7 protein-coding genes are annotated in these 12417 nt (G+C 67.1%); 2 read left to right on the forward strand and 5 right to left on the reverse strand.

Features of this window, described 5'->3' with window-relative positions; translation table 11 throughout:
* The first annotated feature begins 22 nt into the window (after nt 1-22).
* A complete protein-coding gene (locus ACFYLW_RS15485) occupies nt 23-2098 on the forward strand; it encodes a TonB-dependent receptor domain-containing protein (RefSeq protein ID WP_312064362.1) in 2076 nt (691 codons plus the stop codon).
* A gap of 199 nt (nt 2099-2297) precedes the next feature.
* Nucleotides 2298-4835 carry a TonB-dependent receptor gene (locus tag ACFYLW_RS15490; protein WP_313472569.1) on the forward strand — a complete coding sequence of 846 codons (2538 nt, stop codon included), beginning with the start codon at nt 2298-2300 and terminating at the stop codon, nt 4833-4835.
* Between the two features lie 38 nt (nt 4836-4873).
* Here ACFYLW_RS15490 and mce read toward each other — a convergent pair whose 3' ends face one another.
* From mce to ACFYLW_RS15515, 5 genes are read right to left on the reverse strand one after another with little or no spacing between them, the layout of a single operon-like run.
* On the reverse strand, nt 4874-5296 hold the full coding sequence (gene mce / locus ACFYLW_RS15495) for a methylmalonyl-CoA epimerase (RefSeq protein WP_312065317.1): 423 nt from the start codon (nt 5294-5296) through the stop codon (nt 4874-4876).
* Nucleotides 5296-7455: a methylmalonyl-CoA mutase gene (gene scpA, locus ACFYLW_RS15500; protein WP_312065318.1), complete on the reverse strand. Its 2160-nt coding sequence runs from the start codon at nt 7453-7455 to the stop codon at nt 5296-5298. The genes mce and scpA overlap by 1 nt, the downstream gene beginning before the upstream one ends.
* The gene (locus ACFYLW_RS15505) at nt 7452-8834 is read right to left on the reverse strand and encodes a methylmalonyl-CoA mutase family protein (protein WP_312065319.1); all 1383 of its coding nucleotides are present in this window, start codon (nt 8832-8834) and stop codon (nt 7452-7454) included. Before ACFYLW_RS15505 ends, scpA begins: the two co-directional genes overlap by 4 nt.
* Entirely contained in the window at nt 8835-10823 is a 1989-nt protein-coding gene (locus ACFYLW_RS15510) for an acetyl/propionyl/methylcrotonyl-CoA carboxylase subunit alpha (protein WP_312065320.1), read from the reverse strand.
* 9 nt (nt 10824-10832) lie between these two features.
* Nucleotides 10833-12368, reverse strand: coding sequence for an acyl-CoA carboxylase subunit beta (locus ACFYLW_RS15515; RefSeq protein WP_312065321.1), 1536 nt, complete (start codon nt 12366-12368; stop codon nt 10833-10835).
* Between the last annotated feature and the right edge of the window lie 49 nt (nt 12369-12417).

Raw genomic sequence — 12417 nt, forward strand, 5'->3', positions numbered from 1 at the left:
AGTGCGCGACATTGTAACGGGGATGCGTGCCTTGCGACTTCAAACCTTCCTGCTGACCGCCGCCGGGGCGGCCGCCCTCTCGACGTCCGCCTTCGCGGCGGATGAGGTGATCCAGACCACCCATCAGGACGAGCCGACCGAGATCGCCGATGTGGTCGTGCGCGCCCTGCCCCTGGGCCGCGCCGGCGACGACGTGGGCTCCCACGTCGCCCTGCTGAGCGGCGATGAACTGGTGCACCGCCGCCAATCGACGCTGGGCGACACGCTCAGCGGCATTCCCGGCGTCAACTCCGACACTTTCGGCGGCGGCGCCAGCCGCCCGGTGGTGCGCGGTCAGGCCGCCCCGCGCGTCAAGGTCCTGAGCGAAGGCGCGGGCCTGATGGACGCCTCCGAAGTCTCGCCCGACCACGCCATTTCCGGCGAGCCCCTGCTGCTGGAAGGCATCGAGATTCTGCGCGGCCCGTCGGCCCTGCTCTATGGCGGCGGCGCCATCGGCGGCGCGGTCAACCTGCTGGACAAGAAGATCCCCACCCGCGTCCCGGCCAACGGCGGCGAGGCCGTGGTCGAATACCGCCGCGGCTCGGTCGACAACGAGGAAGCCGGCGTGGTCGGCGCCACGGTGGGCGCCGGCAACTTCGCCGTCCGCATCGAGGCGGCGGCCCGCAAGGCCGACGACTACAAGGTGCCTGACTGGGACGAAGCGCGTCTGGACGGCTCCTACAATGAGACCTCGACCGCGACGCTCGGCGCCTCATACATCGGGTCGCGCGGCTATCTGGGCGCGGCCTATACCGAACAGACCAGCCGCTATGGTCTGGCCGGTCACACCCACGAATACGAGGGCTGCCACCCGCACGGCGACCACCTGCATTGCGGCGGTCACGACGATCATGACCATGACGGCCACGATCACGAAGAGGGCGAGGAGCACGATCACGACCACGGCGTGCCCGAGGTCCGGCTAAAGAGCCGTCGCTTCGACCTGCGCGGCGAGCTGCGCGACCCCCTGCCCGGCATCGAGAACGTGCGTCTGCGCGCCGGCTATACCGATTATCAGCATCAGGAGCTGGAGGAAGGCGTCGTCTCGACCACCTTCACCAACGAGGGCTATGACGGCCGCATCGAGGCCCAGCATCGCGAGATCGCCGGCTTCAAGGGCGTGGTCGGCCTGCAACTGAGCAAGAGCGACTTCGCCGCCGTCGGCGAGGAGAGCTTCCTGGCCCCCAGCACGACCAAGAACACCGGCCTGTTCGTGATGGAGGAATACGAACTGGGCGACTGGCATCTGGAAGGCGCCGTGCGTCAGGAGTGGCAGGAGGCTTCGGCCCTGGGCCTGGCCGACACCGAGCACAAGCCCTTCTCGATCTCCGGCTCGGCGGTCTGGCACTTCATGCCCGGCTGGACCGGCGCCGTCTCGCTGTCACGCTCGCAGCGCGCGCCCTCGGCGCAGGAAATGTACGCCGACGGCGTCCACCTGGCGACCAATACCTATGAGATCGGCGACAGCGGTCTGGACGTCGAAACCGCCAACGCACTGGAGCTGACCCTGCGCAAGACGGCGGGCTCCACCACGGCCTCGGTCAGCGCCTATCACTACGTCTACGACGACTACATCTTCGCCCGGACCCTGGACCAGTTCGAGGACTTCCGCCTGATCCAGTACAGCCAGGCCGACGCCACCTTCACCGGGATCGAGGGCGAGGTGCGCCAACAGCTGACGCCCTGGCTGTCGGCCACGGTGTTCGGCGACTATGTGCGCGGCGAGTTGAAGGGCGACGGCGGCAACCTGCCCCGCATTCCCGCCGCCCGTCTCGGCGTCCGCGCCGAGGCCTTCGCCGGGCCGTGGTCGGGCGACGTGGAATACAGCCGCACCTTCAAGCAGAACGACATCGCCGTCTTTGAAAGCGAGACGCCGGGCTACAACATGGTCAACGCCACCGTGGCCTATGACGTCGAGTTGGCCGGGGTGAAGTCGCAGGTCTTCCTGCGCGGGACCAACCTGCTGGACGAACTGGCGCTGAACCACGCCTCCTTCCTAGCCGAGACCGCGCCGCAACGCGGCCGCAACCTGGTCGTGGGGGTCCGGGCCCGCTTCTGATTTCATCAGAGCCGAAAAAAGAAGGGGCGGCGTGCGACGGACGCCGCCCCTTCGTTCGTTAGACTGCTGTCGAGCCTGCTGTGACATTTCCGCGTCATTACAGGCTGTTAATCTGATGGAACCCATGTCGCCCTTATTCGGCGCACATCGGTCTTCAAGCAGGTCGACGCCCAAGCCTTCGGTCTAGCCAGGACTCCTTATGTCGCCCGTCGTTCTGCTTCTCGCCCTCGCCTCGCTCGACCCCAATGCGGAGACGGCGACCCCTGCGGCGGCGCCACAGACCCAGACGCCTGCGGTCCCGGCCATCAACGAGCAGGAAGCCTATGACCTGGGCGAGATTCAAGCTGTCTCGACCAAACGCCGGGGCGCGGCGCTCGGTGACTACGAGCCCGAACTGGTGCTGGATGAGGAACAGCTGAAGGCCTATGGCGCCAGCAGCATTCAGGAGCTGATGACGCTTCTGGAGCCGGTGACGCGCAGTTCGCGGGGCGGCTCGCCGGTCTTCCTGGTCAACGGTCGACGCATCTCGGGCTTCCAGGAAATCCGCGGCATCCCGCCCGAGGCCATCGAGCGCACCGAAATCCTTCCTGAGGAAACCGCCCTCTCCTACGGCTACAGCGCCGACCAGCGGGTCGTGAACTTCGTTCTCAAGGCCAACTTCCGCTCGCTGACCATGCAGGCCAGCGTCCGCCGCCCGGAAGAGGGCGGCCGCACGGTCAGCGATCTGGAAGGCAACATCCTGCGCATCGCCGGCAAGCAGCGCACGACGCTGGACCTCGAATACGAGAACGACACCCCGCTGTTCGAGACCGAGCGCGACATCCGGCGCGAGGACGGCGATCCCACCGACTACCGCACCCTGCTGGCCAAACAGGAACAGGCCTCGGTCGCCGGCTCGGTGGTGCGCGACCTGGACGACACCACCGCCCTGACGCTGAGCGCCAGCCTGGAGGACACCTCGCGGCTGTCCTACCAGGGGTTGCCCAGCGTCCAACTGGCCCTGCCGCCGTCCAGCATCTCGGAACAACTGTATCTGAACGCGCCCGACGCCCTGTCGCGCACCACCGACACCCTGGCGGGCAAGGTCGGGGCCCTGGTGGACGGCTATCTGGGCGACTGGCGCTGGACGCTGACCGGCGGCTATGACCGCACAGAGACCAAGACCCGCACCGGGCGCGGGCTGGATCAGCAAACCCTGCAGGCCGGGGTGATGGCGGGCCTGATCGACCCGTTCGGCGACGCAGACCTGCTGCCGCGCCTTCCCTTCGACACCGCACGGTCCGTATCCAGCAGCGGCAACCTCGAAGGCGTCATCAACGGAACCGCCTGGGAGGCTCCGGCGGGCTCGCTGACCTCGACCTTCAAGGTCGGCTTCGACACCCAGACGCTGGACTCTGAGAGCGTGCGTTCCGGCGTCTTCTCGGAACGTTCGCTGTCGCGCGACCGGACCAGCGCCTCGGGCAACTTCAACCTGCCGATCGCCAGCCGCGACCGCGAGGTCCTGGGCGTTCTAGGCGACCTGTCGGCCAACCTGAACCTGGCCTATCAGGACCTGTCCGACTTCGGCGGCCTCAGCGCCTATACCCTGGGCCTGAACTGGTCCCCCTGGACGCCCATCAACTTCAACGTCAGCTGGAGCGACGAGCAGAACGCCCCGTCGATGTCGCAGTTGAACGATCCGACCATCTCGACCCCCAATGTGCCGGTCTATGACTTCGCCACCGGCCAGTCGGTCAACATCACCCGCATCGAAGGCGGCAACGCCGGTCTGTCCGAGGAAACCAAGCGCATCCTGAAGCTGGGCTTCAACTTCACGCCGCTGAAGGACAAGGACCTGCGCCTGACAGCCAACTACAGCCGCACCGAGGTCGAGGGCTCCATCGCCGCCTTCCCGACCATCACCCCGGAACTGGAAGCCGCCCTGCCCGAGCGCTTCACGCGGGATCTGGACGGCAACCTGCTGTCGATCGACGCCCGGCCGCTGAACTTCCAGAAGGCCGAACAACAGGAAATTCGCTGGGGCCTGAACTTCTCGACCCCGTTCGGCAAGCCCGACCCGGCGGCGGCGGCGCGCATGGGCCAGCGCGGCCCGGGCGGCGGACGTCCCGGCGGAGGCGGCGGTCCCGTGACGATGCGTATGGAAGGCGGCCCGCCCCCCGGCGGCGGCGCGGGCGGTCCTCCGCCCGGCGGCGGCATGCGGATGCAGATGGGCGGCGGACGCGGTGGACGCGGCCCGACCATGCAGCCCGGCCAGGGACGTTTCAACGTCTCACTGTACCACACCTATCGCATCCAGGATGAGATCACGATCCGTGACGGCCTGCCGGTGCTGGACCTGCTGGACGGCGCCGCCACAGGCTCGCGCGGGGGTCAGGCGCGCAACGAGGTCCAGCTCCAGATGGGCCTGTTCAAGAGCGGCATGGGCGGCTTCCTGAACGCCAACTGGAAGGAGTCCACGCGGATCAACGGCGGCGCCACGCCGGACGACGACCTGACCTTCTCGGACCTGACGACAGTCAACCTGAACCTGTTCGCCGACCTGTCGTCGCGTCAGACCTGGGTGGCGAAATATCCCTGGCTGAAGGGCGCCCGCGTCAGCGTCGGCATCGACAACATCTTCGACCAGAAGCTGGACGTGCGAAACGGCCTGGGCGAGACGCCGCTGTCCTATCAGCCCGACTATCTGGACCCGCTGGGCCGGACCTTCCGGGTCAGCTTCCGCAAGATCCTGTTCTGACAAGAAAAAGGCCCGGTCATCGACCGGGCCTTTTGACTTCAGTGCGCCTCTTTCGGCGTTTCCATCAGTTCGATCAGGACGCCGCCCATCTCCTTGGGATGCAGGAAGACGACCGGGGTGCCGTGCGCGCCGATGCGGGGCTCGCCGGTGCCCAGGATGGTGACGCCCTTGGCGCGCATGTCGGCGATGGCGGCGTGGATGTCGGCCACCTCGAAGCAGACGTGGTGCTGGCCGCCCTTGGGGTTCTTGGCCAGGAAGCCGGTGATGGGGCTGGTCTCGTCATAGGGTTCGATCAGTTCGATCTGGGCCGTGGGGGTGTCGATGAAGCAGACCTTCACCCCCTGGGCCGGCAGATCGAACGGCTCGCCGATCTTCGTCGCGCCCAGGATGTCGCGATACAGCTTGATCGAGTCCGCAATCGAGGGCGTGGCGACGCCGACGTGGTTCAGATTGCCGATCATCACTTGGTCTCCGCGGGCGCCGGTTGGGCATAGCCCAGACGCTGGTTCAGTTTCTCGATCAGGTCCGCCGCCGTGTCGGCGATGACCGAGCCGGGCGGATAGACCGCCGCCGCGCCCATATCGAGCAGGGGCTGCACGTCCGAGGGCGGGATGACGCCGCCGACCACGATCATGATGTCCTCACGACCCAGCTTGGCCAGTTCGGCGCGCAGTTCGGGCACGAGGGTCAGGTGCCCCGCCGCCAGCGACGAGGCGCCGACCGCGTGGACATTCTTCTCGACCGCGTCCCTGGCCGCCTCGGCGGGCGTCTGGAACAGCGAACCGGCGGTGACGTCGAAGCCGATGTCGCCATAGCCGGTGGCGACGACCTTCTGACCCCTGTCGTGGCCGTCCTGGCCGAGCTTGGCGATCAGGATGCGCGGCGGACCTCCGTCGTTCTCCACGAAGGTCGCGACCATGTCGCGGGCTCGGGCGACCTTGGGATCATTGCCAGCCTCCTTGCCGTAGACGCCCGAGACGGTCTTCACGGTGGCGATGTGGCGACCGAAGGCGGCCTCCAGCGCGTCGGAAATCTCGCCCACCGTCGCCTTGGCGCGGGCGGCCTGAACCGCCAGCTCCAGCAGGTTGGCGTTTCCCCGCGCGCCCGCCGTCAGGGCTTCCAGAGCGGCGTCGGTCGCGGCCTGATCGCGCTCGGCGCGCAGCTTTTTCAGCTTGTCGATCTGCGCGCTAAGGACGGCGGCGTTGTCGACCTTCAGCATCGGAATGTCGTCGGGCGTGTCGTTCAGATAGCGGTTCACGCCGACCACCGTCTGCTGGCCGGTGTCGATGCGGGCCTGGGTCTTGGCCGCGGCCTCCTCGATACGCAGCTTGGGAATGCCGGCCTCAATGGCCTTGGCCATGCCGCCCGCCGTCTCGACCTCGTCCATCAGGGCGCGGGCGCGATTGGCCAGATCATGGGTCAGGCGCTCGACGTAGAAGCTGCCGCCCCAGGGGTCGATGGTGCGGGTCAGGCCCGTCTCCATCTGCAGCAGGATCTGGGTGTTGCGCGCGATCCGGGCCGAGAAGTCGGTCGGCAGGGCCAGGGCTTCGTCCAGGGCGTTGGTGTGCAGGCTCTGGGTCTGACCACCCGCGGCCGCCATGGCCTCGATCATGGTGCGCGACACGTTGTTGAAGACGTCTTGCGCGGCGAGGCTCCAGCCCGAGGTCTGGCAGTGGGTCCGCAGCGACAGCGACCTCTGGTCCTTGGGCGCGAACTTCTCGGCGACCTGCTCGGCCCACAACAGGCGGCCGGCCCGCATCTTGGCCACCTCCATGAAGTAGTTCATGCCGATGGCCCAGAAGAAGGACAGGCGCGGCGCGAACCGGTCCACGTCCATCCCGGCGTCCACGCCCGCCTTGATGTATTCCAGCCCATCCGACAGCGTATAGGCCAGCTCGATCTCAGCCGAGGCTCCCGCCTCCTGCATATGATAGCCGGAGATGGAGATGGAGTTGAACTTCGGCGTCTCCTGCGCGGTCCAGGCGAAGATGTCCGAGATGATCCGCATCGAGGGCGCGGGCGGATAGATGTAGGTGTTGCGGACCATGAACTCCTTCAGAATGTCGTTCTGAATGGTTCCGGTCAGGGCCGCGTGCGGGACGCCCTGTTCTTCGGCGGCGACGACATAGAGGGCCAGGATCGGCAGGACGGCGCCGTTCATGGTCATGGACACCGACATCTGATCCAGCGGAATGCCGTCGAACAGGGTCCGCATGTCCAGAATGCTGTCGATGGCCACGCCGGCCATGCCGACGTCGCCCTTCACCCGCGGGTGATCGCTGTCATAACCGCGGTGGGTGGCCAGATCGAAGGCGATCGACAGGCCCTTCTGACCGGCCGCCAGGTTGCGGCGATAGAAGGCGTTGGACTCCTCGGCGGTCGAGAAGCCCGCGTACTGGCGGATGGTCCACGGATTGCCCGCATACATGGTCGGATAGGGACCGCGCATATAGGGGGCGAAACCCGGCAGGCCGTGGATGGCGTCGAGGCCTTCCAGCGCCTCGGGGCCATAGGCGGTTTCGACCGTCAGGCCCTCGGGCGTCAGCCACGGCTCACGCGTCGGGCCTTCACCCGTCGCGGTCAGGTCGAGATCGACCTTGGAGAAGTCGGGGAAGCTCATGGGTTCGCCTCCTCGGACGCGATTTCAAAGGGCGCGGCGAACCGAACCGGGGTCAGGGCGCCGTGGCGCACCGGGACGAAGGCGGGATCGGCGGCCTCAACCGGGGCCGGGCGCGGATCGGGATCGACATATTTGGTGACGCCGACCATGTGGCGGGCGCCGTCCTTGAGCGCGGCCTCCAGCTGACCACGCGTGCGTTCGACGCGCGGCTGGATCAGGTGGTGCTTCAGGGCGTTGACCACGCCGCCTTCGGCTTCGATGGACTGGAACTCCTTCCAGCCCGCCTCAGCCAAATCGCGGGTGCGGCTGTCCAGGAACCAGGAGCCGGCGGCGGGGTCGTCGACCCGGCCGAGGTTGGCCTCTTCCATCAGCACCAGCTGGGTGTTGCGGGCCTGACGGCGGGCGAAGGCGTCGGGACGGCCCTCGGCGCGGGTGAAGCCGTCCAGCACCACCACGTCGGCGCCGCCGACAGCCCCGGCGAACCCGGCGGCGGTCAGGCGCAGCAGGTTGGGCCAGGGATCACGCGCCGACAGCATCCGCCGCGACGAGCGGGCCTCGATGGTCGCCGGGGTCTCATGGCCAAAGGCCTTGGACACGCTGGCCCAGATCAGGCGCATGGCCCGCACCTTGGCCAGGGCGTCGAAATATTCCGCGTCGACCGAAACGCCCAGCACCACGCCCTTCAGCGCCTGCTCAGTCGTCAAACCGGCCAGGACAGCGGCCTTGACGTAGGCGACGGCGCTGGCGGCGGCGAAGGCCAGTTCCTGACCCGCCGAGCCGCCGGCCTCATGCACCACGCGGCCCGACGCCAGGAACAGTCTGGCCTCGGGATAGGTCCCGGCCAGACGCGCGGCGGCCTCGGCGGCTTCAGTCACGGCGGCGTCGATCTCGTCCTCACCCGCCTCGGCGTAGGCAGAGATGGGGTCGAGATGAAATTGCAGCTGGGCGCGGGGCGAACCCTTGGCCACAGCCGACAGGACCTCGGCGGCCTTCACGCCGTCAAAGCCCGCGTCCAGCGCCACCGGCGCCAGTTCCAGAGCCACGCCGTCCAGCGCAGCGGCCAGCGCCGCCTCGTCGGTCGTGAACGCCCCCTTCAGCACCACCGAGGCGGCGCCGTTCTCAAGGTCGGTCAGGACGGCGGCGTTGATCGCCGCCGCCTCGTCGCCCTCGACCAGGGTGCGCAGATCCCACGCCCGCCCATCGGCGTCCGTGGTGCGCGGCGCGCGAAGCGCCTGCACCCCGGTCGCGTCGGCATAGAGCGGCCGGATGATCAGGCCGTCGGCGTCGAGGTGCAGCAGGCTTTCGATCGCCCGCCCCTTCAGCGCCTTCTCGGCCTGTTCGCGCCATTCCAGCGGGCTCGGCGTGGGAAAGGTCGTCATTTACGCAAACTCCACCAGCACGTCGTCGGCGGCGACCGGATCGCCGGCCTTGGCGCCGACCGCCTTCACCACGCCGTCACGCTCGGCCTTGAGGATGTTCTGCATCTTCATGGCTTCGATGATGGCGACGGTCTCGCCCGACTTGACCTCCTGGCCGACCGTCACAGGGATGTCGACAACCAGTCCCGGCATGGGCGTCAGCACCAGCTTGGAGGTGTCGGCGGCGACCTTTTCCGGCAGGCGCTGATACATGTCGGCGGCGCGCGGCGTCAGGACGCGGACGCGGGCCCTGGCCGCCCGGTGGCGGATATCGAAGCCGTCGGGCGCGCGCTTGGCCTCGGCGGTGAAGGGCTCGTCGTCGAGCACCGCCTTGAACTGGGCCATGCCCGGGCGCCAGTCGATTTCCGACAGGGTCAGGTCGCGCTCGTCCAGCGAGATGACCAGATCCTCGGCCTCGTCGTAGGACAGCGACACGGAGTGGGCCTCACGGTCGATCAGCACGGTCCAGTCGGTGCGTTCCGACGGGTCGCCCGCCTGCTCGGCCAGAACCTCGTTCATCGCCGCGGCGACGGTGATGAAGATGTCCTTCTGCGCCTCGCTGGGCTCCAGACCGCGGAAGCCGTCGGGGAACTCGTCCTTGATATAGCTGGTCGACAGCTGGCCGGACTTGAAGCGGTCCTGATCCATCACCGCCGACAGGAAGGGCACGTTGTGGCCCAGACCCGACAGGTGGGTGTCCTCCAGCGCGCGGGCCATGCCCTCGACGGCGGCGTCGCGCGTCTCGCCCCAGGCGCACAGCTTGGCGATCATGGGGTCGTAGAACATGCTGATCTCGTCGCCCTCGCGGACGCCGGAATCGTTGCGGACGGTGTAGTCGCCCAAAGCGCTGGAGTGTTCGCCCTCTTCCGGCTGCTCATAGCGCACCAGACGACCGATCGACGGCAGGAAGCCACGATAGGGGTCCTCGGCGTAGATGCGGCTCTCGATGGCCCAGCCGTTGATCGACAGGTCTTCCTGCTTGAAGCCCATGGTCTCGCCCGCCGCCGAACGGATCATCTGCTCGACCAGATCGACGCCGGTGATCAGCTCCGTCACCGGATGCTCGACCTGCAGACGGGTATTCATTTCCAGGAAGTAGAAGCTGCGGTCCTGACCGGCCACGAACTCGACCGTGCCTGCGCTGTCGTAGTTGACGGCGCGGGCCAGGGCGATGGCCTGATCGCCCATGGCCTTGCGCGTCGCGTCGTCCAGCAGAGGCGACGGCGCCTCCTCGATGACCTTCTGGTTGCGACGCTGGATCGAGCATTCGCGGTCGAACAGCGAGACGATGTTGCCGTGCTTGTCGCCCAGCACCTGAATCTCGATGTGGCGCGGATTGACGATGAACTTCTCGAGGAAGACGCGGTCGTCGCCGAAGGCGGTCAGGGCTTCGGCCTTAACGGCGGCAAAGCCTTCGGCCATGTCGGCGTCGGAATGGGCGACGCGGATGCCCTTGCCGCCGCCGCCGGCGCTGGCCTTGATCATGACCGGATAGCCGATCTCGCCCGCGATCTTCACCGCCTCTTCGGTCGATTCAATCAGGCCCATGTGACCCGGCACGGTCGAGACGCCCGCCTCAGCCGCGAACTTCTTGGACGTGATTTTGTCGCCCATGGCCTCGATGGCGTGCGGGTTCGGGCCGATGAAGGTGATGCCCTCGGCCTCCAGACGACGCGCGAAGACCGGGTTTTCCGACAGGAAGCCGAAACCGGGATGCACCGCCTCGGCGCCCGACTGACGCACCGCATCCACGATCTTGTCCTGGATCAGATAGGACTGGGCGGCCGGCGACGGCCCGATGTGGATGGTCTCGTCGGCCATCTCACAGGCCAGCGACCCAGCGTCCGCGTCCGAGTAAACGAGCACCGTCTTGATGCCCATCTTGCGGCACGTCTTGATGATGCGAACCGCGATCTCGCCCCGGTTGGCGATCAGAATTTTCTTGAACATTTCTGGGCCTTACAGGGGGATATTGTCGTGCTTCTTCCAGGGATTTTCCTGGGTCTTATTCTTCAGCGTGCGCAGGGCCTTGATCAGGCGCCGGCGCGTGCCGTGGGGCATGATGACGTCGTCGATGTAGCCCAGGCCGGCCGCCACGAAGGGGTTGGCGAAGCGTTCCTTGTATTCGGCCTCGCGCGCCGCCAGGGCCTCGGGATCACCGGCCTCCTTGCGGAAGATGATCTCGACCGCGCCCTTGGCGCCCATGACCGCGATCTCGGCGGTGGGCCAGGCGTAGTTGACGTCGCCGCGCAGGTGCTTGGAGCTCATGACGTCATAGGCGCCGCCGTAGGCCTTGCGCGTGATGACCGTCAGCTTGGGCACGGTGGCCTCGGCATAGGCGAACAGCAGCTTGGCGCCGTGTTTGATCAAGGCGCCGTACTCCTGCTTGGTGCCCGGCATGAAGCCCGGCACGTCCACCAGGGTCACCAGCGGGATGTGGAAGGCGTCGCAGAAACGCACGAAGCGCGCGGCCTTGCGGCTGCTGTCGATATCCAGAACCCCCGCCAGAACCTGAGGCTGGTTGGCGACGATGCCGACGCTCTGGCCGTCCAGACGACCGAAGCCGCAGATGATGTTCCGCGCGAAGTCGGCGCCGATCTCGAAGAAGTCGGCCTCATCGACCATCTTCAGGATCAGCTCCTTCATGTCATAGGGCTGGTTCGGATTGGTCGGGATCAGGGTGTCGAGGCTGGCCTCGTCGCGATCCGGCTCGTCATAGCTGTCGCGCACCGGCGGCTTTTCGCGGTTGGACAGAGGCAGGAAGCCGATCAGGCGGCGAACCTCCGACAAGGCCTCCAGATCATTCTCGAACGCGCCGTCGGCGACCCCCGACTTGCCGGCGTGAACGCGGGCGCCGCCCAGGTCCTCGTGGCTGACCACCTCATTGGTGACGGTCTTCACCACGTCGGGGCCCGTCACGTACATGTAGGAGGTGTCCTTCACCATGAAGATGAAGTCGGTGATGGCAGGCGAATACACGTCGCCGCCCGCACACGGGCCCATGATGACCGAAATCTGCGGGATGACGCCCGAGGCCAGGGTGTTCTGCAGGAAGATGTCGGCGTAGCCGGCGAGCGATTCCACGCCTTCCTGAATCCGCGCGCCGCCCGCGTCGAACAGGCCGATGATCGGTGCGCCGGCGGTCAGGGCCATCTTCTGGATCTTGACGATCTTGGCCGCGTGGGCGCCCGACAAAGAGCCGCCGAAGACGGTGAAGTCCTTGGAGAAGACATAGACCAGACGCCCGCCGATGGTGCCGCGACCGGTGACCACGCCGTCGCCCGGGATGCGTTGCTGGTCCATGCCGAAGTCGTGGCTGCGGTGCTCCACGAACATGTCGGTCTCTTCGAAGCTGCCTTCGTCCAGCAGGACTTCGATCCGTTCGCGCGCGGTCAGCTTACCCTTGGCGTGCTGGCTCTCGATGCGCTTTTGCCCCCCGCCCAGTTTGGCGGCGGCGCGACGGCGCTCAAGCTCCTCGAGGATGGCCTGGCTCATGGTTTGGGCTGCTCCTGAAATCTTTCGTGATCACCAAGCCGCTTCGTTG

The organism is Brevundimonas sp. NPDC007368 (assembly GCF_042869015.1).
Classification (GTDB): Bacteria; Pseudomonadota; Alphaproteobacteria; order Caulobacterales; family Caulobacteraceae; genus Brevundimonas.